The organism is Streptomyces sp. NPDC052236, from assembly GCF_044548015.1.
GTDB lineage: Bacteria > Actinomycetota > Actinomycetes > Streptomycetales > Streptomycetaceae > Streptomyces.
This window is the reverse complement of record NZ_JBIUBL010000005.1, coordinates 292,775-316,813: the sequence shown is the minus strand read 5'-3', so window position 1 is coordinate 316,813 and position 24,039 is coordinate 292,775. Positions and strand designations below refer to the sequence as shown.

The 24,039-nt window shown below is 69.9% G+C and carries 18 protein-coding genes; 4 read left to right on the top strand and 14 right to left on the bottom strand.

All coding sequences use genetic code 11. The annotated features are described in order from the left end of the window. Nucleotides 1-97: 97 nt before the first annotated feature. From ACIHCQ_RS11955 to proS, 4 genes are all read right to left on the bottom strand, one after another. On the bottom strand, nt 98-337 hold the full coding sequence (locus ACIHCQ_RS11955) for an RNA-binding protein (protein WP_003980229.1): 240 nt from the start codon (nt 335-337) through the stop codon (nt 98-100). A 2-nt stretch (nt 338-339) separates the two neighbouring features. After that, complete coding sequence (gene rpsP, locus ACIHCQ_RS11950; RefSeq protein WP_399660785.1) at nt 340-792, bottom strand: 30S ribosomal protein S16; 453 nt, start codon at nt 790-792, stop codon at nt 340-342. 156 nt (nt 793-948) lie between these two features. After that, nucleotides 949-1,578, bottom strand: coding sequence for a hypothetical protein (locus ACIHCQ_RS11945; protein WP_399660783.1), 630 nt, complete (start codon nt 1,576-1,578; stop codon nt 949-951). A 264-nt stretch (nt 1,579-1,842) separates the two neighbouring features. Next, nucleotides 1,843-3,255 carry a proline--tRNA ligase gene (proS, locus tag ACIHCQ_RS11940; protein WP_399660780.1) on the bottom strand — a complete coding sequence of 471 codons (1,413 nt, stop codon included), beginning with the start codon at nt 3,253-3,255 and terminating at the stop codon, nt 1,843-1,845. Nucleotides 3,256-3,509: 254 nt separating this feature from the next. Between proS and ACIHCQ_RS11935 the strand changes: the two genes are divergently transcribed. Then, entirely contained in the window at nt 3,510-4,364 is an 855-nt protein-coding gene (locus ACIHCQ_RS11935) for an SAM-dependent methyltransferase (protein WP_399660777.1), read from the top strand. 73 nt (nt 4,365-4,437) lie between these two features. On the opposite strand, the gene ffh is transcribed toward ACIHCQ_RS11935, so the two are convergent. From ffh to ACIHCQ_RS11910, 5 genes are all read right to left on the bottom strand, one after another. Then, a complete protein-coding gene (gene ffh, locus ACIHCQ_RS11930; protein WP_399660774.1) occupies nt 4,438-5,988 on the bottom strand; it encodes a signal recognition particle protein in 1,551 nt (516 codons plus the stop codon). A gap of 239 nt (nt 5,989-6,227) precedes the next feature. Further along, on the bottom strand, nt 6,228-8,702 hold the full coding sequence (locus ACIHCQ_RS11925; RefSeq protein WP_399660771.1) for a [protein-PII] uridylyltransferase: 2,475 nt from the start codon (nt 8,700-8,702) through the stop codon (nt 6,228-6,230). Between the two features lie 44 nt (nt 8,703-8,746). Continuing rightward, nucleotides 8,747-9,085: a P-II family nitrogen regulator gene (locus ACIHCQ_RS11920; RefSeq protein WP_399660768.1), complete on the bottom strand. Its 339-nt coding sequence runs from the start codon at nt 9,083-9,085 to the stop codon at nt 8,747-8,749. Further along, the gene (locus tag ACIHCQ_RS11915) at nt 9,082-10,443 is read right to left on the bottom strand and encodes an ammonium transporter (protein ID WP_399660765.1); all 1,362 of its coding nucleotides are present in this window, start codon (nt 10,441-10,443) and stop codon (nt 9,082-9,084) included. The genes ACIHCQ_RS11920 and ACIHCQ_RS11915 overlap by 4 nt, the downstream gene beginning before the upstream one ends. A gap of 349 nt (nt 10,444-10,792) precedes the next feature. Further along, on the bottom strand, nt 10,793-12,340 hold the full coding sequence (locus ACIHCQ_RS11910) for a hypothetical protein (protein WP_399660763.1): 1,548 nt from the start codon (nt 12,338-12,340) through the stop codon (nt 10,793-10,795). A 401-nt stretch (nt 12,341-12,741) separates the two neighbouring features. Between ACIHCQ_RS11910 and ACIHCQ_RS11905 the strand changes: the two genes are divergently transcribed. Further along, the gene (locus ACIHCQ_RS11905; protein WP_399660760.1) at nt 12,742-13,428 is read left to right on the top strand and encodes a bifunctional DNA primase/polymerase; all 687 of its coding nucleotides are present in this window, start codon (nt 12,742-12,744) and stop codon (nt 13,426-13,428) included. Between the two features lie 501 nt (nt 13,429-13,929). Here the strand turns inward: ACIHCQ_RS11905 and ftsY are convergent. Continuing rightward, on the bottom strand, nt 13,930-15,153 hold the full coding sequence (gene ftsY, locus ACIHCQ_RS11900) for a signal recognition particle-docking protein FtsY (protein WP_399660757.1): 1,224 nt from the start codon (nt 15,151-15,153) through the stop codon (nt 13,930-13,932). A 145-nt stretch (nt 15,154-15,298) separates the two neighbouring features. Between ftsY and ACIHCQ_RS11895 the strand changes: the two genes are divergently transcribed. Then, entirely contained in the window at nt 15,299-16,279 is a 981-nt protein-coding gene (locus tag ACIHCQ_RS11895) for an LLM class flavin-dependent oxidoreductase (protein ID WP_399660754.1), read from the top strand. A gap of 24 nt (nt 16,280-16,303) precedes the next feature. Here ACIHCQ_RS11895 and ACIHCQ_RS11890 read toward each other — a convergent pair whose 3' ends face one another. From ACIHCQ_RS11890 to ACIHCQ_RS11875, 4 genes are all read right to left on the bottom strand, one after another. Next, nucleotides 16,304-17,725, bottom strand: a complete 1,422-nt coding sequence (locus ACIHCQ_RS11890; RefSeq protein WP_399660751.1) for a sugar porter family MFS transporter — start codon at nt 17,723-17,725, stop codon at nt 16,304-16,306. A 198-nt stretch (nt 17,726-17,923) separates the two neighbouring features. Beyond that, nucleotides 17,924-21,805: an AAA family ATPase gene (locus ACIHCQ_RS11885; protein ID WP_399660748.1), complete on the bottom strand. Its 3,882-nt coding sequence runs from the start codon at nt 21,803-21,805 to the stop codon at nt 17,924-17,926. Between the two features lie 233 nt (nt 21,806-22,038). Then, complete coding sequence (locus ACIHCQ_RS11880; protein ID WP_399660745.1) at nt 22,039-22,260, bottom strand: hypothetical protein; 222 nt, start codon at nt 22,258-22,260, stop codon at nt 22,039-22,041. A gap of 390 nt (nt 22,261-22,650) precedes the next feature. After that, nucleotides 22,651-22,932, bottom strand: a complete 282-nt coding sequence (locus tag ACIHCQ_RS11875; protein ID WP_399660743.1) for an acylphosphatase — start codon at nt 22,930-22,932, stop codon at nt 22,651-22,653. Between the two features lie 145 nt (nt 22,933-23,077). On the opposite strand from ACIHCQ_RS11875, the gene ACIHCQ_RS11870 reads away from it, so the two are divergent. After that, entirely contained in the window at nt 23,078-23,992 is a 915-nt protein-coding gene (locus ACIHCQ_RS11870; protein WP_399660740.1) for a CAP domain-containing protein, read from the top strand. The last annotated feature ends 47 nt before the right edge of the window (nt 23,993-24,039 follow it).

Here is a 24,039-nt window from a genome sequence, read left to right as displayed (position 1 = left end):
GGCTCAGGGGCCGCGTAGACGGCTACGGGCCGGGGACGGCCCGAAAGCCCTCCCCGGCCCGTGCCGGTGTTACGTACATCCGCGTACGTTCAGCTGCTCAGCGAACCTGGTCCACGTCAACGAGGTCGACGCGGATCCCACGGCCGCCGATGGCGCCCACGACGGTACGCAGGGCGCGTGCGGTGCGGCCATTGCGGCCGATCACCTTACCAAGGTCATCCGGGTGAACCCGGACCTCAAGCACCCGTCCGCGGCGCAGAGTGCGCGAGGCGACCTGCACATCGTCCGGGTTGTCGACAATGCCCTTCACGAGGTGCTCGAGAGCCTCCTCGAGCATGCTCAGGCCTCGGTCGACTCAGCGGCGGACGCCGACGAGGCAGCCTCGGCCTCGTCCGCCTTCTTGTCGGCCTTCTTCGCCTTCGGGGTGATGGCCTCACCCTTCGACTCGTCGGTCTCAAGGCCCTTGGCGAAAGCGTCGAACGCGGCGCGCTTGTCGGCCTTCGGCTCCGCGACCAGCAGCGGCGGCGGGGCCGGCAGGCCCTTGTGCTTCTGCCAGTCGCCGGTGAGCTTCAGAATCGCCATGACCGGCTCGGTCGGCTGCGCGCCGACGGACAGCCAGTACTGCGCGCGGTCCGAGTCGACCTCGATGCGCGACGGGTTCTGGACCGGGTGGTACAGGCCGATCTCCTCGATCGCCCGGCCATCACGGCGGGTACGGGAGTCGGCGACGACGATGCGGTAGTGAGGCGAACGGATCTTGCCGAGTCGCTTCAACTTGATCTTGACTGCCACGGAAGTGGTGTCTCCTGGTCTTGACGTGGTTGGGCACAACGAGATGCCACGTGGGGTTGCGGTACTCGGGGTGCCCGATGGACGCGTCAGCCGGAGGCGAGAGGGTTCCTATGCGGCTGTCGAGTACAGCAAGCCATTGTGCCACAGACCATGCGGTCAGCTCGCCATGCCCACTACCTCCGGGATACGGAAGGGCTTGCCGCAGCCGCCGCAGACAATCGGCGCCTGCGCGAGGACCGACGGCACGACCCGGACATTGCGCCCGCAGTCACAGACGGCCTTGACGCGCACGCCGCCGCCGGAGGAGCCATGGCGGGCGGCCGGACCCCGGAAGGTCCGTTTCGTATCGGCGGCCGTGGCGACCGAGTGTGCCTTGAGGGCACGCTGGAGTCTCTCCATCGTTGGACGGTAGCGGCGCTTCGCCTCGGGGCTGAGCACGACCAGGGAGAAACCGCTGCTGGGATGCGGCTCCTCGGCATGGTCAAGGCCCATCTCCTCGGCGATCGCCAGGAATCGACGGTTGTGGTAGCGGCCGGCGCGTGAGGTGTCGCGGACACCTCGGGCGGCGGCAATGCCATGGACTGCCTCATGGAGCAGTCGCTCGAAGGAGAGCTCGGCGCCGCAGGCGGACGAGGACTCTCCGATCAGGGACTCTGGCGCGGCTAGATCAGGCAACTCGGGGTGGTGCCGCTGAATATCGGCCCACGCCTGTGCCAGCTCTGCGGCGAGAACAGGTGGTGTCGTGCTCACGTCGTGATAACGAGCCGAAGTGCCCACGGGTTCCATTACGGGGCATCCCAAATAATTTGCACGTACCCGTCAGTTGCCATTGATGCGTCCTGACGAGGGCGGGTGCGCTGATCTGCGGAGAAAGCTTCACAGCTCGCACCAAGCTGGTACGTAGCGGCGCGTACGCCCCGGCGCGTAGAGACAGTCCGCGCGCCGGGCATTGCCGGAGGCATGGACGTAACTGATGGACGTAACTGATGAACGCGACCAATCACCGCGACCGATGGCGCGACCGATGGACGTGACCGATGGACGTGACCATCAGTAGGCGCGGCCCACGATCGCGACCGTACCGGGGGCGTCGTCGGTATCCGGCACCGACCCGTCCTCGGCCACCAGACACCGTACGGACACCGCCTGCTCCGCGAGCTTGGCCTCACCCTCCGGGCCCAGCGTCGACCAGGGGATACGCGCCCAGCCACCGGCGACCGCCGCCTCCGCGGCCGCCTCGACGGTCGTCACCTCGCTCGTACGCGACTCACGGCGCTCACGCGACTCCCGCAGCAACTGCGCCTGATCCTTCTCAAGGACCTCTGGCAACAGCCCGGCCAGCGCCTCGATCCGCACCGGCTCCTTGCCCCCCGGGATACGGCGGGCCAGCATCGCGGTGCCCGCCTCCAGATCGCGCGGGCCGATCTCGATCCGCACCGGAACGCCCTTGAGCTCCCAGTCGACCGCGCGGCGCCCGAACGGCGTATCGATACGGTCATCGACCTGCACACGCAGCCCGGCCGCCGTCAGCTGGTCGCCCAGTTCCCGGACCTTGGCCACCGCCTCGTCGCCCTTGATGGCCACGACGACGACCTGGACGGCCGCCAGCCGCGGCGGGACACGCAGCCCGTTGTCGTCGCCGTGCGACATGATCAGCCCGCCGACCATCCGGGTGGAGGACCCCCAGGACGTCTGCCAGGCCAGCTCCTGCTTGCCGTCCTTCGACAGATACGTGGTGTTGAAAGCCTTGGAGAAGTTGACGCCGAGCTCATGGCTCGTACCCATCTGGAGGGCCTTGCCGTCGCCCATCATCGCTTCGAGCGTGAGGGTGTTGATGGCCCCCGCGAACCGCTCCTTGGGCGTCTTACGGCCGAGCACCACATCGATGCCGAGGACCTTGACCATGAAGTCCGCGTAGACATCCCGGTGGATATGCGCGGCGTAGTCGCGGGCGTCCTCGTACGTGGCGTGGGCTGTGTGGCCCTCCTGCCAGAGGAATTCCGTCGTACGGAGGAAAACACGCGGGCGCATTTCCCAGCGGACCACGTTCGCCCACTGATTGATCAGCAGCGGCAGATCGCGGTAGCTCTGGATCCACTTCGAGAAGTACTCATTGACGATCGTCTCGGAGGTGGGGCGTACGACGACGGGCTCGTCCAGCTCCTTGCCGCCACCGTGCGTGACCACCGCCAGCTCCGGGGCGAAACCCTCGACATGCTGAGCTTCCCTCGTCAGGTAAGACTGAGGGATGAAGAGCGGGAAGTAGGCGTTCTGGGCACCCGCGTTCTTGATGCGGGCGTCCATTTCGTGCTGCATCCGCTCCCACAGGCCGTAGCCGTACGGCCGAATGACCATGGTGCCGCGCACCGGTCCGTTGTCCGCCAGTTCGGCCTTGGTGATCAGGTCCTGGTACCAGCGTGGAAAGTCTTCCGCCTGGGGCGTGAGAACGGGTGCCTTTGCCATGGCGGGCATGGTACGGCGACACGGCACCCGAGCGTAAATCGACCCTGAATCGGCGGCGTCACGGGGGCGCACGACCGGAGCATGCCGAGAGCACGCCCGGAGCACACAAGCAGCACACAAGCATTGCCCTACAAGCACTGGACTTGGGGACGCATGCGGAGTTCTCTGGCATACGGGGGGGGGAGCGCAAGCGTACGCACACGGGGGGCTGTCCTTCAGGGCTCGCTGACCTCTTGGCGGATTGGGGCGCTTCGATGACACCAACGCTCGTCCAGCACCGACACGACCGACCCAGCACAGAGCTGACGTCTCCGACGGAGGCGCACGCCCGCGCCCGCGACTGGGCCGAGATCCAGGAACGGATGCTGGTGCCGCTCTACGAATCGGTGTACGAGCGACTTGAGACCGACTCCGGGACAAAGCTCCTCGGCCTGGGCTGCGGCTCAGGCCTGGCCCTGCTGATCGCGGCTTCGCGGGGTGCGGGGGTGACCGGCGTCGACACGGACCGGGAGCGGCTGGCGCTGGCGCGCGACCGAATGGGGGCGGCTCGGGGCGGTGCGGGTGCCCGTGCCGAGCTGCTGGATGGCGATGCCTCGGCCGCGGAGGGGCCGGGCCGGCCGCCGTACAACCTGATCACCGCGTTCCAGCCGATCGGTGGCGCGGCGGGCGACACCGAGAACCTCGTACCGGCGCTGAAAACCTCCGTCGGACTCTCGGAACACGGCGCAGCCGTGGTGCTGACGAGCTGGGGGCCACCGGAGCGCTGTGCCACCTCGGGGGTGCTACGGGTGGCCTGCCGCCTCACCGACCGCTTGCGCACGAGCGGCGGCTACCGCCCGGCGCTGCGGGACGACCTGGAGGACGTCGCGCACCAGGCGGGCCTGAAGCCGGACGGTTCGGGGCGGGTGGCGTGCCCGTTCGGCTACGCCGACATGGACAGCGCGGTGCGCGGAATGCTGTCGACGGGCCTGTACACGGCGGCGATCCAGGCGACGGACCAGGCGCAGGTGGAGAAGGAGATAACGGAGGCGCTGCATCCGTACAAGCGGCGGGACGGCACGGTGTGGATGCCGAATGTGTTCCGGTACCTGATCGCGCGTACGCCCTGACACGTACGTACGCACCGAGCCCGCGTCCGCTTTCTGGCGGCGCGGGCTCGGGCTCGGGGACTCGTACCAGGTGTCAGCCCATGAACTTCTTGAACTCGTCCGGCAGCTCGAAGTTCTTGTCCTGCTCAGCCGCGGGAAGCCCAAAGGCCCCACCCTGCGCCGCCTGTTCGCGGCGTTCCGCGGCTGCCTGCTCCTCGGCCCTGCGCTTCATCGGGTTGCCGCTCTTGCGCTTGCCCTTGGCCTGCTTGATCTGCTTCTTCTGGCGGCCGGGGCCACCACCCATGCCCGGCATCCCGGGCATGCCGGGCATCCCGCCGCCCTGAGCCATCTTCGACATCATCTTGCGCGCCTCGAAGAACCGCTCCACCAGGTTCTTCACGGCGCTGACCTCAACACCTGAACCCTTGGCGATACGAGCACGGCGCGAACCGTTGATGATCGTCGGCTCGTGACGCTCACCAGGCGTCATCGACTTGATGATCGCGGCGGTGCGGTCCACTTCCCGCTCGTCGATGTTGTTGATCTGGTCCTTGATCTGCGCCATGCCGGGCAACATTCCGAGGAGCTTCGAGATGGAGCCCATTTTGCGGACCTGTTCCATCTGCGCCAGGAAGTCGTCGAGCGTGAAGTCCTTGCCCTTGCTGCTCGCCAGCTTGGAGGCCATTTGGGCGGCCTCTTCCTGGCTGAAGGTCTGCTCGGCCTTCTCGATCAGGCTGAGCATGTCGCCCATGCCGAGGATGCGGGACGCCATACGGTCCGGGTGGAACGTGTCGAAGTCGTCCAGCTTCTCGCCGTTGGAGGCGAACATGACCTGGCGGCCGGTGACGTGCGCGATGGAGAGCGCGGCACCACCGCGGGCGTCGCCGTCCAGCTTGGACAGGACCACACCGTCGAAGCCGACGCCGTCGCGGAAGGCCTCTGCGGTGTTGACCGCGTCCTGACCGATCATCGCGTCGACGACGAAGAGGATCTCGTCGGGGCTGACGGCGTCGCGGATGTCCGCGGCCTGCTGCATCATCTCGACGTCGATGCCCAGACGCCCGGCGGTGTCGACCACCACGACGTCGTACTGCCGGGTCTTCGCGTGCTCGATGGAGTCCTTGGCTACCTTGACCGGGTCGCCGACGCCATTGCCCGCCTCGGGCGCGAACACGGCGACACCCGCGCGCTCGGCGACGACGGCGAGCTGGTTCACGGCATTGGGGCGCTGGAGGTCACACGCGACGAGCAGGGGCGAGTGGCCCTGGCTCTTGAGCCAGAGGCCGAGCTTTCCGGCGAGGGTGGTCTTACCGGCGCCCTGGAGACCGGCGAGCATGATCACGGTCGGGGCCTGCTTGGCGAAACGAAGGCGGCGCGTCTCACCGCCGAGGATGCCGACCAACTCATCATTAACGATCTTGATGACCTGTTGCGACGGGTTGAGCGCCTTTGAGACCTCAGCGCCGAGCGACCTTTCCTTCACCTTCGCGATGAAGGCCCGAACGACGGGCAGTGCGACGTCTGCTTCCAGCAGCGCGATACGGATCTCACGTGCCGTGGCGTCGATGTCCTCAGGGCTCAACCGGCCTTTGCCCCGGAGGTTCTTGAAAGTCGCGGCGAGGCGATCAGAAAGGGTATCGAACACGGTGGTCGCGGATCCTCAGCGGTGTCGGGGACAGATGGCAGTCGGCCTCTAGGGTATCCGGCCCCGCAAGTACATCGCCCTCGCCCACCGGAATCGGCGGACGAGGGCGTATAAGCCCCGCAAGTGCGGGGAGCACTGTCCCCAACCTCGAGGATCTGCGACCATCGTGGGACCATCCCCGCACGCTCGGGGAGCACACCATGCTCAACGCCCCACCACGCCGCAGGTCACGCCCTCCGCTACCGCAAGCTGTCTTCCAGCACCTTCGCCAGCGCCGACGCCTCCGTATCCGCCAGCAGCGAGCCATCCTCGCGGGTGATATAGACCGTATCCACCGCATTCGCCCCCAGCGTCGACACATGCGCGCTCCGCACCCGTACCGCCGCGTCCTCCAGCGCCCGCCCGATCCGGTGCAGCAGCCCCGGAGCGTCCTGCGCCCTGACCTCGATCACCGTGGCCAGTGCCGAGCCCGCCGCAGCCACCGTCACCCGGGGCGGCGGGGCCTTGACCCCGCGGCGGCGCGGATACGCGGCCTCCCGTTCGGCGAGCCTGGTCGGGATGTCGAGCGTGCCGTCCAGCGCCCGCAGGAGATCGGCACGGAGCCGGGTCGCCTGGGGCAGGGAGCCGTACTCGGCCGCCACCCGCCAGCTCAGCAGCAGTACGTCCGAGGAGCCCCCGAGTTCCGTGGGCAGCTCGATCGAGCGCAGGTCGGCGGCGCGGACCGTCAGGCGGTGCAGGGCCAGGACTCCCGCCGCCGCGGGCAGCACGCCCGGCTGGTCGGGCAGGGCGATCAGGAGCTCCACGCCGACCGGTTCGGGCAGAGCCTGTGCCGGGTCCGCGGAATCGTCCGGCGGCTCGGTGTGGGTGTGCAGCGCGAGTACCGGCTCGCCGGTGCGCAGCGCCTCTATGGCGAGCCGCTCCTGTTCGGCGCTCGGCGCGGCCGGTTCCGGTGCGGCGGGGGCGTCGCCCGCGAGGACCGCCGCGACCCGGCGTACGAGGTCGGCGACCAGCGAGCCGCGCCAGGTGGACCAGGCCGCGGGCCCGGTGGCGTACGCGTCGGCCTCGGTGAGGGCGTGCAGCAGCTCCAGCGTGCCCACCGTCCCGACGACCTCGGCGACGGCGGCGACCGTCGCCGGGTCGTCCAGGTCGCGCCGGGTCGCGGTGTCGATGAGCAGCAGGTGGTGGCGTACGAGCGTGGCGATCACGGCCACGTCCGCCCGGTCGAATCCGATCCGTGTGGCGACGTCCTTGGCGATGGTCTCGCCGGCCACGGAGTGGTCGCCGGGCCAGCCCTTGCCGATGTCGTGGAGGAGGGCCGCGACCAGCAGCAGGTCGGGGCGGCCCACCCGGCGGGTGAGTGCGGAGGCCTTGACCGCCGCTTCGACGAGGTGCCGGTCGACTGTCCAGGTGTGTACGGGGTTGCGCTGCGGCCTGCACCGTACGCGTTCCCAGTCGGGCAGCAGCCGGGTGATCAGGCCTTCGGCCTCCAGCGCCTCCCAGACGGCGATCGTCGGTTCGCCGGCGCCGAGCAGGGTGACGAACTCTTCACGGGCCTCGGCGGACCATGGCACGGGCAGTGGGTGGTTCGCGGCCGCGGCGCTGAGCCGGCGGACGGCGTGCAGGGAGATCGGCAGGCCGGACTGGGCCGCGGCGGCGGCGGCGCGCAGCGGGAGCACCGGGTCGCGGTCGGGTTTGGCGGCGCGGGCGAGTACGACCTCGCCGTCCTGTTCGACGACGCCTTCGGCGAGCGGGGTGCGTTCGGTCTGGGGGCCGCGGCCGCCGCCGAGCATGGCGCGCAGCCGGGGTCGTACGGACCGTGCCCGCAGTACGCGGTTCACTTCGCGCCAGGTGACGTCGGTGGCGTACGAGACGACGCGTGCGGCTTCGTAGACCTGGCGCAGCAGTGCGTCGGCGTCCAGCAGGCCGAGTTCGGCGGCGACCTGGTCCTGCTCCTGGAGGGCGAGCCGGTCGGTGGCGCGGCCGGTGGTCAGGTGCAGTGCGTCGCGGGCGTCCAGCAGCCGCCTGCGGGCGTCGGCGAGGCCTTCGCGGGGTGCGTCGGCGAGCCAGGAGGCGGCGACGGCGCGCAGTGCGGTGACGTCGCGCAGTCCGCCGCGGGCTTCTTTGAGGTCGGGTTCGAGGAGGAATTGCAGTTCGCCCTGGCGCTCGGCCCGCTCGCGGCAGAGTTCGTCCAGTTCGGGCAGGCGTTTGGGGGCCTGGTTGCGCCAGTCGGCGAGTACGGCGGTGCGCAGTCCGGCGACCAGTCCGAGGTCTCCGGCGACGGGGCGTGCGTCCAGGAGGCCCAGTTGCACTTTGAGGTCCTCGCCCGCGGTTTTGCGGGCTTCGGCGGGGTTGCGTACGGAGTGGTCGAGGGCCAGGCCCAGGTCCCACACCGGGTACCAGATGCGGTCCGCGAGGGCGGCGATGTCGCTCGCGTCGGCGTTCGAGTCGTGCAGCAGGAGCAGGTCGAGGTCGCTGCGTGGCGACAGTTCGCCGCGGCCGTAGCCGCCGACGGCGACGAGCGCCGCGCTCCGTACTCCGGCTTCCTTGGCCGCGGTGGTGAACAGCGCGGACAGCCAGTCGTCGGTCAGCTGGGCCAGGGCGGTACGGCGCGGCGGCCCCGGCTGGCCCTTCTCGGTGAGAAGGGCCAGCCGGGCCGCCGCATAGCCGCTGGGTCCCGAGTCTTCCGCTTCGGTGGTCACTTCGACACTCGTCACCCAGCAGCTCCCTTTACAGCCGTACAGCCTTGCAGTGCGTCGCTTTAGAGAGCGTCGGGTCCGCGCTCGCCGGTTCGTACGCGTACCGCCGTGTCGACCGGCACGCTCCAGACCTTGCCGTCGCCGATCTTGCCCGTGCGGGCCGCCTTGACGATGACCTCGATGAGCTGTTCGGCGTCGGCGTCCTCGACCAGTACCTCGATACGGATCTTGGGGACGAGGTCGACGGTGTACTCGGCGCCGCGGTAGACCTCGGTGTGGCCGCGCTGGCGGCCGTATCCGCTGGCCTCTGTGACCGTGAGCCCCTGGACGCCGAAGGCCTGGAGGGCCTCTTTGATCTCGTCCAGCCTGTGTGGCTTCACGACTGCGGTGATGAGCTTCATGCGTCCACCTTCTTGTTCTGTCCCGCGGCTGCCACGGAGTCACCCGGTGTGGTTGTGGTCTGCCGGGACCCTGCCCCGCCGCCCGCACCACTGAAGTCGTACGCGGTCTCGGCGTGCTCGACCTGGTCGATGCCGGCGACCTCGACGTCCTCGGGCACGCGCATGCCGATCGTCTTGTCGAGGACGAAGGCGAGGAGTGCCGATACCACCAGAGAGTAGGCCAGTACGGCGAAGACGCCGGTGGCCTGCTTGCCGAGCTGCTCGAAGCCGCCGCCGTAGAAGAGGCCCTCGACCTTGCTCTGGACGCCGCCGGTGGCGAAGAAGCCGACGAGCAGGGAGCCGACGACACCGCCGACGAGGTGGACGCCGACGACGTCGAGGGAGTCGTCGTAGCCGAACTTGAACTTGAGGCCGACGGCCATGGCGCAGAGCACACCGGCGATGACGCCGATGGCGATCGCGCCGAGCGGGGAGACGGCGCCGCCGGACGGGGTGATGGCGACCAGACCGGCGACGGCGCCGGAGGCTGCTCCGAGGGTGGTGAAGGCGCCGTGGCGGATCTTCTCGTATGCCAGCCAGGCGAGCATGGCGGCGGCGGTGGCGACCTGGGTGTTGACGAACATCACGGCGCCTACGCCGTCGTCGTTGCCCAGCCAGGAGCCGGCGTTGAAGCCGAACCAGCCGAACCACAGGAGGCCGGCGCCGAGCATGACCAGGGGCAGGCTGTGCGGGCGCATCGGGTCGCGCTTGAAGCCGACGCGCTTGCCGATGACGAGGATCACGCCGAGGGCGGCGGCGCCCGCGTTGATGTGGACCGCGGTACCACCGGCGAAGTCGATGACACCCATCTCGAAGAGCCAGCCGCCCGTGCCCCAGACCCAGTGGGCGACGGGGAAGTAGACGACGGTGACCCAGAGGGTGATGAACAGCGCCCAGGCGGTGAACTTCACGCGGTCGGCGAGCGCGCCGCTGATGAGCGCGGGCGTGATGATCGCGAACATCAGCTGGAAGACGGCGAAGACGTACACCGGGATGGTGTAGCCCGGCCACAGTTCGGTGATCCCTATGCCGCTGAGTCCGACGTAGTCCGAGGTCCAGCCGATGAAGCCGCCCTTGTCGGTGCCGAAGGCGGCGCTGAAGCCATAGAGCACCCAGAGGATGGTGACGATGCCGAGACTGATGAAGCTCATCATCAGCATGTTGAGGGTGCTCTTGACCCGGACCATGCCTCCGTAGAAGAAGGCCAGGGCCGGCGTCATGATCATCACCAGAGCGGAGCAGATGAGCATGAAGCCGGTGTTGGCGGCAGACAGTGTGGGTGCTGCGTCTGCTGCAAGCGTCGAGATGCCTGAAGGCATCGGCGTCTCCTCAGTCGGTAGGTGCGGCCGCGTGCGGGGGAGCCCGTGCGGAAGGGCGGGCCGGTTATGGGGCACGAGATTGGCGTAATGCGGTTTCCGTCGATGCCCCTCGATGTTTCGAGGCAGTGACGAAGACGTCCGCTGTGTTACGCCCCGATGAACTGCCGTTCCATGGTCCGCACCGCCGTTACCATGCCGCAACCTTGCCGGGGTGCCTTGCGCGTGGGCGGAGGCCCGGCCGCGACGATCATCCGGCGGTCCTGGCACGGGGGGAGCCGAGTCGGCTGTGGTGGGTGAGCGTCGCGGCCGGAGGCCCTGCGGCCCGACTGCTCAGACCGCCAAAAACCGCTCAGACCGCTTCCGCGGTCTCGGGCAGCTGGGAGGTGAGCTTGTCGGTGAGGTGGGCAACGTCGGGGACGTCGCCGAAGTCCCGGGCGGCCGTGTCCACGGTCTTGCGCAGTCGGGTGTTGACCCGCTCGGAGCGGATCTTTCCGGCGACCTTGAGCGCTTGCGCGGCCAGGGCTGTGGCCTGCTCGGGCTCTCGCTTCAGCAGGTGGACGGTGGCCATGCCGATCAGGTTGAGCGCGTGCGACCGCTGGTGTTCGGGGTCATCGCGGAACAGGTCGACGGCGCGCTCCATCACCGGCTCGGCGAGCGAGGCGTACGTAGGGCTGCGGCCTGCCACATAGGCGAGGTCGCGGTACGCGTGGCCGCTTTCGGCACTGAGCTCGGCCTCGGAGAAGAAGCGGATCCAGTCGGGCTCCGGCTCGCCGTCGAGACCGGCGTCGGAGAAGGTGTCCTCGGCCATCCGGACGGCCCGCCTGCACTTGCTCGGCTGGCCCATATTGGCGTACGCGCGCGCTTCCATCGCATACAGCATTGCCTGGGTGCGCGGGGACGCGCAGTCGCGGCTGCCGTACTGCGCGAGATGGACGAGTTCCAGGGCGTCGTCGGGCCGCCCGAGGTGGATCATCTGGCGGCTCATGGAGGAGAGGACGTACGAGCCGAGCGGTTTGTCGCCCGCCTCTTTGGCGGCGTGCAGCGCCAGTACGAAGTACTTCTGGGCGGTGGGCTGGAGGCCGACGTCGTAACTCATCCAGCCTGCCAGTTCGGCGAGTTCGGCGGCGCAGGCGAAGAGCCGCTGGGCGGTGGCAGGGGGCTGCGGCTCCTGGAGGAGGTCGGTGACCTCGTGGAGCTGGCCCACGACCGCTTTGCGCCGCAGTCCGCCGCCGCACTGCGCGTCCCACTGCCGGAACATCGCGGTGGTGGTCTCCAGCAGGTCGAGCTCGGGCTTGGAGAGCCGGGAGGCCCTGCGCAGCGCTGTCGGCTCCACCTGCCGCTTGGGTTCGCCCGGGGGGGTGGGCACGAGCCAGCGCTGCATGGGCTCTACGAGGGCGGGGCCGGCAGCCAGCGCGAGCGAGGTCCCGAGGAAGCCGCGTCGCGCCAGCATCAGGTCGCTGCGTGAGAACTCGCTGATCAGCGTGATGGTCTGGGGGCCCGCCCAGGGGAGGTCGACGCCGGACACGGAGGGTGACTGGTGCGCGGAGCGCAGTCCGAGGTCCTCGATGGCGATGGCGCTGCCGAACCGTTCGGAGAACAGCTCGGAGAGGATGCGCGGGATGGGCTCCCGCGGCTGCTCGCCGTCCAGCCAGCGGCGTACGCGTGAGGTGTCGGTGCTGATGTGGTGCGCGCCCAGCTGGCGGGCGCGGCGGTTCACCTGGCGGGCCAGCTCGCCCTTCGACCAGCCGCTGCGCGCGAACCAGGAACTCAACTGCGCGTTGGGGCGCTTGCCGGTGTCCGTGCCGGGCACGCCGCCCGCATCGCCCGTATCGCTTGCGCCGCCTGCGCCGCTCGCGCCGCTGCTGTCCACGGGAACGCCCCCATCCGATGAAGCCATGTCGCTCGAACCCCTACCAGAATGCCGTGAGTTGCAACGGCCTGAACGGAGGTAAGCGCCCCATCGAACAGGAGGCCGAGTTGCCACCGGCATACCCGCGGTTGCGCGAAACTCCAGGACTCGTGCACTGAACGTAACCCTACGATCACCGCTCCAGCGAGGGATATTCCATAAACGCCACCATTCGCCACCCCTTCGAATGAACTCCCCTACGGTCACCCACGGTTCACTTGGCACACGACAGTCCGGAGTCAGCGGAGCGTTGCGCCCACAGGCGCGCGGTCTGGTCCGCACTACCCCGCTCGCCACAGTGCGCCGCCCGAACTCAACCGATAGCGACGCTGTGTTACGAGGAGACTTCGGGTCGTAACCACCGGCGAGTGCGACCAGTTGGAGGGGGCATGGGTTTCACGATCGGCGGCAGCCGCGGCGCCAGCGAGAGCCGGGGCATGAGAGAGATCAGGCCGCCCGGTTCACGCCGCCGTGGCCGGGCACGAGAGTGCACGGTGGTGGCCGAGTACACCGGCCTGTGGGGCTGGGCCGTGGTCCCGGGCGCGCGAGCGGGGTCGTCGGGCCAGTGCTCCTGCGGCGTCCCGAACTGTACGTCCCCGGGCGCGCACCCGCTCGCTTTCGCCCCGGAGGTCCCGGCCGGCGCGACGCTGGACGACGTCACGGAGGCGTGGTCGGAGGTGCCGGGGGCGGCTGTGCTGCTGCCCGTCGGCCGTACGTTCGACATCCTTGACGTCGCCGTCCGTGCGGGCCGCCGGGCGCTGGTGCGCCTGGAACGGATGGGGCTCCCGCTGGGCCCGGTCCTGACGACCCCGGACGGCCGCTGCCAGTTCTTCGTCGCCCCGGGGGCCGCGGCCGAGCTTCCGGAGCTGCTCTACCGGATGGGCTGGGACGACGCGGATCTGGACCTGCGCTGTCTGGGCGCGGGCGATTACATCACGGCGCCGCCGTCGGACCGGGCGGGGCTGGGGCCGGTGGGGTGGCTGCGGGGGCCGTCGCTGGACACGGCGGTGTCGCCGCCACAGGCGCGGCTGCTGCTGGGCACGCTGGCGTACGTCTGCCATCGCTCGCACCCCTGATTGGGGCTGGCGCCCCAGCCCCCTGCGCCTTGGCGGGGTGCGGGGTCCCCGTTACCCCAGACGGGCTGGATGCTTCGGGCCCTGGTCGGGGGCGCTGCCCCGAACCCGCCCCCTACGCCCTGGGGCGTGGGGACCCCCCAGCGCCTCAACGCCGGCGGGGCTGGGTTTTCCGCCGACGAGGCTCAGGTTGCCGGTGGCCCGGCAAATTCAAGCCCGTCCGGGGGCACCTCTCATGTCTCATGCCGAAGGCTATGGGGAGATGGAGCGTTTGGGGTCCCCCACGCCCGCCAAGGCGTGGAGGCGAGTCGGGGGCAGTGCCCCCGACCAGGGCCCGGGGCGAAAAGTCAGTCCCGTCGGCAAAAACCAGCCCCGCCGGCGATTGAGGCGCGGGGTTCGGGGTTCGGGGTTCGCGCAGCGCCCCGACAAGGGCCCGGGGCACGAAGTCAGCCACGTCGGCGATTGAGGCGCGGGGCCGGGGGCAGCGCCCCCGGCACGGGACCCTTACTCGCCGATCAGCGCGTCCACAAACGCCTCCGGCTCGAAGGGGGCGAGATCATCCGCTCCCTCCCCCAGCCCGATCAGCTTCACCGGCACCCCCAGCTCCCGCTGGACCGCGATCACGATGCCGCCCTTCGCCGTGCCGTCCAGCTTCGTCAGCACGATGCCCGTGATGTCCACGACCTCCGCGAAGACCCGCGCCTGCACCAGGCCGTTCTGGCCCGTCGTGGCGTCCAGGACCAGCAGGATCTCGTCCAGCGGGCCGTGCTTCTCCACGACGCGCTTGACCTTGCCGAGCTCGTCCATCAGGCCCGTCTTGGTGTGCAGCCGGCCCGCCGTGTCGATCAGGACGACGTCCGCGCCCTCGGCGATGCCCTCCTTGACCGCGTCGAACGCGATCGACGCAGGGTCGCCGCCCTCCGGCCCCCGCACCGTGCGCGCGCCGACCCGTTCACCCCAGGTCTGGAGCTGGTCCGCGGCTGCCGCGCGGAACGTGTCCGCCGCGCCGAGGACCACGGAGCGGCCGTCCGCGACCAGGACCCGCGCCAGCTTGCCGGTGGTCGTGGTCTTTCCGGTGCCGTTGACGCCGACGACCATGACGACGCCCGGGGTCTCCAGGCCGCCCGCGGTCTTCACCGCGCGGTCGAAGTCCGTGCCGAGGAGGTTCAGCAGCTCCTCGCGCAGCAGGGTGCGCAGGTCCTCGGGAGTGCGCGTGCCGAGCACCCGTACGCGCTCGCGCAACCGCTCGACCAGCTCCTGCGTCGGCGCGACGCCGACATCCGCGGTGAGCAGGGTCTCCTCGATCTCCTCCCAGGTGTCCTCGTCCAGGTGCTCGCGCGACAGCAGCGTGAGCAGTCCCTTGCCGAGGGTGGTCTGGGAGCGGGCGAGGCGGGCGCGGAGCCTGACCAGTCGGCCCGCGGTCGGCTCGGGAATCTCGATCTGGGGGATGGGGGGTGCCGCGACGACCGGGTCCTCGACGGCGGTCGGGGTCTCGACGGCCTCGGCGGCTTCGGGGAGGTCGACCTCCTCGATCGTTCGGCGTGGCTCCTCGACCGTCGGGGCGGCCTCCTCGCCGACCTGAGGTTCGGCGGGCGGAGCAGTGATGGTCGGCGTGCGCGGCGGCGCCGAGGGGGGCAGCTGCTTCTTCTTGCGGCTGCCGACCACGAGCGCGCTGATCGCGCCGACCGCGACCAGGGCGATGACTACAGCAATGATGAGGAAGTCCATAACAGGGCCCAGTATGCGTGACCGGGCGGAGGCCCGTTCGTTTCCCGGCAGGCTCGGCGGGGCCCCGTCAACACCCTGTCTACCTGACACTGCGTCAGCTAATCTCCCCCTCGCATACCCACACCCGGCGGAGGGGACCGTTCCCATGGCCTTCACAGTGGCCCGCTTCAATCTCGTAGAACCCGACGCGACGCCCGAGACCCACGCGGCCCGTTACCGCGCCGCCCTGGAGATGGCCGCGTACGCGGACGACCACGGCGTCGACACCGTCCAGACCGAGGAGCACCACGGCGCCGCCAACAACTGGCTGCCCTCCCCCTTCGTCTTCGCCGGCGCGGTGCTCGGCGCGACGCGCCGTATAGCGGTCACCGTCTCCGCGATCATCGGTCCGCTCTACGATCCGCTGCGGCTGGCGGAGGACATCGCCGTACTGGATCTGATCGGCAAGGGGCGGCTGGTCACAGTCGCGGGCATCGGGTACCGGCCCGAGGAGTACGAGCAACTGGGCGTCGAGTGGGGCCGGCGCGGCAGGCTTCAGGACGAGCTCCTCGACACGCTGCTGAAGGCGTGGACGGGCGAGCCCTTCGAGTACCGCGGACGTACGGTACGGGTCACCCCGCGTCCGTACACGCAACCGCACCCGCTGCTGCTGGTGGGCGGTTCGTCGCAGGCCGCGGCGCGCCGCGCCGCCCGGTTGGGGCTGCCCTTCTTCCCGAGCGCGCATCTGCCGGAGCTGGAGGCGTACTACCACGAGCGGCGTGCGGAGTACGGGACGGAGGGCTGGACCATGATGCCCGCGGCGACGACGCCGCTGCTGCACATCGCGGAGGACCCGGACCGCGCCTGGGCCCAGTACGGCGGGCATTTCCTGCACGAGGCGCGGATGTACGCCTCCTGGCAGTCCAAGGACATCCGCTCGGCGGTGCGCTCGAAGGCCACGACGGTCGAGGAACTGCGGAGCGAGGGTGTGTACCGGATCGTGACGCCGGACCAGTGCGCGCAGCTCGCCGCGGACAGTCTGGTGCTGCATCCGCTGTGTGGCGGGCTGCCCGTGGACGAGGGGTGGCGCGGCTTGCGGCTGTTCTGCGAAGACGTACTGCCCCGGCTCACCTCCACGTCCACGTGAGCCAGGGCAGCCGGGTCAGCCGGGTCAGCCCATTTCCTCCAGCGCCTTGCCCTTCGTCTCCTTCACATACCTGAGTACGAAGGGGATGGAGAGTACGGCGAAGACCGTGTAGATGACGTACGTACCGGAGAGGTTCCAGTCCGACAGGCTCGGGAAGCTGGCGGTGATCGCCCAGTTCGCGATCCACTGCGCGGCGGCGGCGACGCCAAGACCGGCGGCGCGGATCCGGTTCGGGAACATCTCGCCCAGGAAGACCCAGACGACGACGCCCCACGAGAGGGCGAAGAAGAGCACGAAGACATGCGCGGCGATCAGCGCGACGGTGCCCTCGGTGGTCGGCAGTTTGCCGTCGACCAGGTCGGCGGAGAAGGCCCAGGCTTCGACGGCCAGCGCGAGCGCCATGCCGGTCGAGCCGATGAGGGCGAGTGGACGGCGGCCGATCCGGTCCACCAGGGTCATCGCGATCACGGTGCCGACGATGTTGATGATGGATGTGGTGAAGGAGTACAGGAACGAGCTGGACGGGTCGACGCCGACCGACTGCCACAGCGTCGCGGAGTAGTAGAACGCGACGTTGATGCCGACGAGCTGCTGGAAGACCGAGAGTCCGATGCCGACCCAGACGATGGGCAGGAAGCCGAAACGCGTGCCCAGCAGGTCCCTGAAGGTCGACTTGTGTTCGCGGCGCATCGCGAGGTCGATCTCGGCGACGCGGGCGTCCAGGTCGACGGCGTGGCCCTCGACGTCGCGGAGGACTTCCCTGGCCCTGGTGATCCTGCCGACGGAGATCAGATAGCGGGGCGACTCGGGGATCGCGAAGGACAGCAGTCCGTACAGCACCGCCGGGACGACCATGACGCCGAGCATCCACTGCCAGGCCTCGATGCCCAGGATCTCGCCGCGCTGGTCGCCGTCCGCGATCTGCAGGATGCCGAAGTTCACCAGCTGGGAGACGGCGATGCCGATGACGATCGCCCCCTGCTGGAAGGCGGCGAGCCGGCCGCGGTACGCGGGCGGGGAGACCTCGGCGATGTACGCGGGGCCGATGACGGAGGCCATGCCGATGGCGAAGCCGCCGACGATCCGCCAGAAGGCGAGGTCGTAGAGCGAGAACGGCAGCGCCGAGCCGACGGCGCTGATGGTGAAGAGCGTGGCGGCGATCCGCATACAGCGGATGCGGCCGATGCGGTCGGCTATCCGGCCGGCGGTGGCGGCGCCGATGGCGCAGCCGATCAGGGCGACGGCGATGACCTGGGCGAGCGTGCCCGAGCCGATGTCGTAGCGGCTCCGGATGGCTTCGACGGCGCCGTTGATGACGGAACTGTCGTAACCGAAGAGGAAGCCGCCCATCGCGGCGGCGGCCGTGATGAAGATGACATGCCCGAGATGATCGGGGTGGGCCTCTCGGGCTCCCGATGGCGGTGGGGGCTGCGCGGTGCTGGTCACGGTGTACTCCTGGGGCCGTCCGGCAGCTTCGCCGGGCGTGGGGCGAGCCCTTTAAGTGGCGCACGACTTCCGCTCGCCCACCACTTGAAGGCAAAGGCAACGTTGCAGAGGATATTCCTTCAAGTTTTGAAGTAAATATTCGAGATATAGCCCAAAATGGACACAAAGATCTGCGAATTGTGTTCATTATTTGAAGAGTTAGCGGAGACGCTGGCTGATGACCTTGGAGACGCCGTCGCCCTGCATGGACACGCCGTACAGCGCGTCGGCGACCTCCATCGTCCGCTTCTGGTGCGTGATCACGATCAGTTGGGAGGACTCCTGGAGCTCCTGCATGATCCGGATCAGCCGCTGGAGATTGGTGTCGTCGAGCGCCGCCTCGACCTCGTCCATCACATAGAACGGGCTCGGCCGCGCCTTGAAGATCGACACCAGCAGCGCGACGGCGGTCAGCGACCGCTCGCCGCCCGACAGCAGCGAGAGCCGCTTGACCTTCTTGCCGGGGGGCCTGGCCTCGACGTCCACGCCCGTGGTGAGCATGTTGTCGGGGTCCGTCAGGATCAGCCGCCCCTCGCCGCCGGGGAAGAGCCGCGAGAAGACGCCCTCGAACTGCCGGGCCGTGTCCCGGTACGCCTCGGTGAAGACCTGCTCGACGCGCTCGTCCACGTCCTTGATCACCTGCAACAGGTCGGCCCGCGTCTTCTTCAGGTCTTCAAGCTGCTCGGAGAGGAACTGGTGCCGCTCCTCCAGCGCCGAGAACTCCTCCAGAGCGAGCGGGTTCACCTTTCCGAGCTGCTGGTACGCCCGTTCGGCGGACCTGAGCCGCTTCTCCTGTTCGGCGCGTACGAAGGGCTTCGGCTGGTTGCGTGGGTGGTCGGGGTCATCCGGCAGGTCCTCTCCCTCCGCGGGCGGGGACGGCTCCACCAGCTGGTCGGGGCCGTACTCGGCGATCAGCCCGGCCGGTTCCACGCCCAATTCCTCCAGGGCCTTGGTCTCCAATTGCTCGATCCGCAGCCGCTTTTCCGCTCCGAGTACCTCGCCGCGGTGAACTGAATCCGTGAGTTTGTCGAGCTCGCTCTTGAGGTCGCGCCCCTGTGCGCGGGCGGCCGTCAGCTGCTGCTCACGCTCGGCCTTGGCCGCCTCCGCGGCGACCCGCTCGGCCTCGGCCCGTACCAACGACACCTCGGCATGCGCCAGGAGCTGGCGTGCGCCGCTCGCCACCGCGGCGGCGACCTCCGCCTCGTGGCGCAGCCGGGCGCGGCGCTGTTCGGCGCGCGCCCGTGCCTCGCGCTCGGCGCGCGCTCCCCTGTCGAGCGCTTCGGCCCGACCCGCGAGCCCCTTGACGCGCTCCTCGTGCGTACGGACCTGGAGGCGGGCCTCCATCTCGGTCTGGCGCGCGTTGGCGCCGTCGGCGGCGAGCCGGTCCCGTACCTGCGTATCGGGCTCCTCCTCCGCGCTGTCCCCGGCGGCCTCCTCGGCGACGAACAGCCGCTCGGCCAGTTCCTCGGCCTCCTCGCGCGCCCGCTCCAGCGCCTGCTGGGCCCTGGCGGCGGCCGCGGTCGTCCGCTCGGCCTCCCCGGCGGCGCCGCGGGCCTGTCCTGCCAGCCGCCCCAGCCGGCCCGAGACGGCCGACTTCTCGCGGTCGGCGGCCCGCCGGCGCTCCCCCAGTTCCTCGACGAGCGCGGCGCATTCACCGCGCCGCCCGGCGGCGTCCCGCTGTGCGGCGGACAGCTCCTCGCACCGTACGTCCAGGACGTCCAGCTCGGCGGCGGCCTCGTCCACGGACGCCTGCACCTCCAGCAGGCTCGGCGCTCCGGCGGAGCCGCCCTGCGCGAAGTGCGCTCCGAGTACGTCGCCCTCGGCGGTTACGGCGGTGAGCTCGGGCCGCGAGGAGACGAGGTCCTCGGCGTCCTCCAGCGTCCCGACGACGATCATGTCCTGTACAAGCCGGTGTACGGCGGTCATCAGCTCGGCGGGCCCGCGGATGAGTTCGACGACACGGGGGGAGCGGGCGGCGTCGCGTACGGTGCCGGCGGCGCCACGCGTGCCGGCGGCGCCTTGCGTGCCGGCGGCGCCACGCGTGTCGGCGGCGCCTTGCGTGTCGGCGGCGCCTTGCGTGTCAGCGGGCGCGCCGACGTCCGCGGAAACCCCGCCGGGTCCGGACGTGCCGGGTCCGTCCGCCGCGTCCCGGGCCGCTCGGCCCTCGGCCAGGAGCAGGCGCGCGGCGTCGTCGGCCCGGTCGGGGGCCGCCTGACCGGGCAGCACCACGCCCGAGTCCGCCCCCGAGCCGGGAGCCGCCTGGCCCGCCGCACCGGCCGCGCCCTCGCCCACACCCAGCGGCCGGTCCGGTGCCCCGCCCCCCGTCCCCGCCAGCAGCAGTACCGCCCTGCCCCCGTCCTGTTTGCGCAGCAGACGAATCGCCTCCGCCGCCGTCGCCGGGTCCGTCACCGCTACCGCGTCCGCGGCCACCCCCAGCGCCGCCGCCGCCGGGATCTCGAAGCCCGGGGTCACCCTGAGCAGTTCCGCCGCCGGCCCCAGCAGCCCCGCCAGGCGATCCTTCGCGGCCAGCAGCGCGCCTGTGCCGTCCTTGCGGCGCAGGCCCAGGGCCAGGGCCTCGCGGCGGGCGGCCAGCGCCGCGCGTTTGCGTTCGGCGGTGGTGAGTTCCTCGCGGGCCGCGCTCAGCGCCGCCTCCGCCTCCGCGAGGTCGCGTTTTGCCGCGTCGTGCCGCTCCCCCAGTACGGTGTCACCGGCGTCGAGGCCGTCGACCTCGGCCTTGAGCTGCTCGTACTCCTCCTGCGCGGCAACGGCCCGCTCCCGCGCCTCGTCGCGCGCGGCGGCCAGCCGGTCGATCTCGGCCTGTGCGGAGGCCGCCCGCGAACGGGCCGCGTTCACCTGGCCGCCGAGCCGGGCCAGCCCTTCGCGCCGGTCGGCGATCGCCCGTGCCACATCCTTGAGCCGGCGCTCCTCGACCGTCAGCTCCCGTTCCAGCTCGGCGCGGTGCGCGACGGTGTCCTCCAGGGCGTGTTCGGCCGCCTCCAGCGCGGCCTCCAGTTCCGCCTCCTGCTCGCGGATCCGGGCGGCCTCGCGCTCCATGTCCTCGGGGTCGCGCCCGCGCCGCTCGTCCGCCGGCGCCGCGGTCGCGCTCTTCACGCGCGCGTCCGCCAGCGAAATCGTGCCGCGCACCCGTTCGGCCAGCTGGGAGAGTTCGTACCAGCTCTGCTGGCCCCGTTGCAGCCGCGGCGCCAGCCGCCTTACCTCGTCCTCCAGCTCCGCCTCGCGCGTCAGCGCGGCCTTGAGCTCGGCCTCCGCGCCCTCCTTGCGCTCCTTGAGCGCGGCCTCGTCGGCGAGCTCGCCGCGCAGCGCCTCCCGGAGCCGTACGAGATCGTCGGCGAGCAGCCGCAGCCGGGCGTCGCGCAGATCGGCCTGGATGACGGCGGCCCGCCGCGCCACCGCGGCCTGCCGCCCCAGCGGTTTGAGCTGGCGGCGCAGTTCGTCGGTCAGATCCTGCACGCGGGCGAGGTTGGCCTGCATCGCGTCCAGTTTCCGCAGCGCTTTCTCCTTGCGCTTTCGGTGCTTGAGTACCCCGGCGGCCTCCTCGATGAAGGCCCGGCGTCCCATGGGATCGGCGTGCAGTACGGAGTCGAGCTGGCCCTGCCCGACGATGACGTGCATCTCGCGGCCAATGCCGGAGTCGGAGAGCAGTTCCTGAATGTCGAGGAGGCGGCAGGTGTCGCCGTTGAGCTGGTACTCACTGCCGCCGTTGCGGAACATGATCCGCGTGATGGTGACTTCGGCGTAGTCGATGGGGAGCGCGCCGTCGGAATTGTCGATGGTGAGGGAGACCTCGGCGCGGCCGAGCGGGGGCCGCCCGGTCGTCCCGGCGAAGATGACGTCTTCCATCTTGCCGCCGCGCAGCGATTTGGCTCCCTGTTCGCCCATGACCCAGGAGAGCGCGTCCACCACATTCGATTTGCCGGAGCCATTGGGCCCGACAACGCAGGTGATGCCGGGCTCGAAGCGCAGCGTCGTGGCGGACGCGAAGGATTTGAACCCGCGCAGGGTCATGGCCTTGAGATGCACGCCACCCGACTCTACCTTTCGCTGTGCCGGTACTGCCGGAGCCGATGGACTGCGACTCGCCCGGGCGGACAGCCCGGGCGGACAGGTCGTGTCGGTTTCACCCATCAAGGTGGAGGGCAGATACAGACGAAGACGTAAAAGAAAGAAGGGACGCCGAGGCGTCCCTTGCATATCTTGTGCGATGGTGCGACGGAACTTCGGAACTCCCGGACTCCCGGCGCAGAACCCCGAGCTCAGGTGAGCGCGGGCTCCGGCTGGTGTACGTCGATGTCGATGCCGTCAAGCATCGACGACTCTCCGGGGTGGTGAGCGACGGCGGCGTTGAGCGCGTCATTCTCGGACTGAATCCGTACCAGCTCGGATTCGAGGTCCTGGACACGCTGCTGAAGCCGTCGCATCTCGGCGAGGAGTCGCGGGTCTGAACCGCCGACGTAACCGAGAAGCGCCTTTGCCATGATGGATGGTCCTCCACACTGAGTGACCGACCGAAGCGGTGTGGGTCGTGAGGGATTCGCACCCGCGGTGCTCGACAGTGCGTGTACTTGCCTACTGACGCTGCGGTTCGTACTGCCAAACAGCTAAGGTGCGCGGGGATTCCAGAGTCTCACCAAAAAGTTTGACGGTCAACACGATCACGCCCCGTATCGGCGGGCAACCCGGGGGTATACGGCCGTGAAATGCGCGGCCGAGCCTCTGCTGCGGGGCCCTGAGGGCGTGGAGATCATTCTTACCGGCGCAGCCTGGCACGAGTGGCTCTTCTTGGCAACCACCAGCGGCTTTCCGCTGTGGGCTGCCGTCTGCGGCGACTCTCCGGCGGGCTCCGGACGGACGGAATCGCGTCGGCGTCACCGGATCGCGAAGTCCTGGTAACCACCACGCGGGGTGTCCCAGATCTCAGTGACACCTTCCACACGGCCGGGTGTGTCGTCGGAGCGAAGCCACTCCAGCAAACGGTGGCAATTCTCACGTGGGCCTTCCGCCACGATCTGCACTCTGCCGTCGTCCAGATTCAGGGCGAATCCCGTGAGGTCCCCGATCTCCAGAGCATTTGCCCTGGTGAACCAGCGGAAGCCCACTCCCTGTACTCGGCCGCGTACCCAGGCGGTCAGTCGCGCAACGTCGCTCATGCGTGCAAGGTAACCGGCCAATTCCGCTCAGAGCACTTCGGGCCCAGAGGCCATGGGCTACAGTCCCGTCGCAATGCGAGTCACCCGTATGGGTGAAGCATTTGACGTTTGACCTCCGAGCTCAGGTATCAGGAAGGCACAGCAGATGGGACGCCACCGACGCTCCGCCGCCGTACCCGTCGCGGATGACTACGCGGACGGACCGGCAGGCAGTCACCGAGGTGACGGGCGCCGCAAGCCGCGCCGTGTGCCCATACGTACCGGCCTGCTCGGGGTCTCCGCGGCCATGGCGGTAGGCGCCGTGGCCGTTACGTCCGGCCTGCTGCCGGGCGGCGAAACGTTCAACATCGGCGGCGGCAGCGACTCCGGCGGGCAGGTGCGCACCGACGGCCCCCCGGAGCTCGTGACACAGGGTGAGGCGAGCGCCGAGCCGACGGAGAGCGTCGCAGCTCCCACGAGCCCGAGCGCCCGGACCCCGCAGACACCGCAGGCGCCGCCGAAGAAGACAGCTTCGCCCACGCCGGTCAAGCCGGCCAAGCCGTCGGTGGAGCCCTCGGAGCAGACGAAGGCTCCGCAGGCGCAGGAGAAGAAGCCCTCCACGATCCCGCCCCGTACGGAGCCGCCTGCCGCCGACAGGTCGCAGGAGCGGCCCGCGCCGTCCGGTTCCACCGGTTCGTCCAGTGCCGCGGCCGCCGAGGCGGCGGTGTTGAGTCTGGTCAACGAGGAGCGGGCGAAGGTCGGGTGCAGCCCGGTGCGGGCGGATGCCGCGCTCGCGGATCTCGCCGGGAACTTCAGCGCCGACATGGCCGCGCGTGATTTCTTCGACCACACCAACCCGGACGGTCTGACGCCGTGGGACCGTGCCGCCCAGGCGGGCGTGGAGAGTCTCGGCGGCGAGAACATCGCCCGCGGGCAGGCCGACGCGGCTGCGGTGATGACCTCGTGGATGAACAGCGACGGCCACCGCGCGAACATTCTGAACTGCGACTACAAGACGCTGGGCGTGGGTGTGCACCTGGGCGCCGGCGGTCCCTGGTGGACGCAGAACTTCGGTTTCTGAACGTCGAGGTCGCCCGCGCCACCCTCGCGCCTCTGAGGTCGCACGTA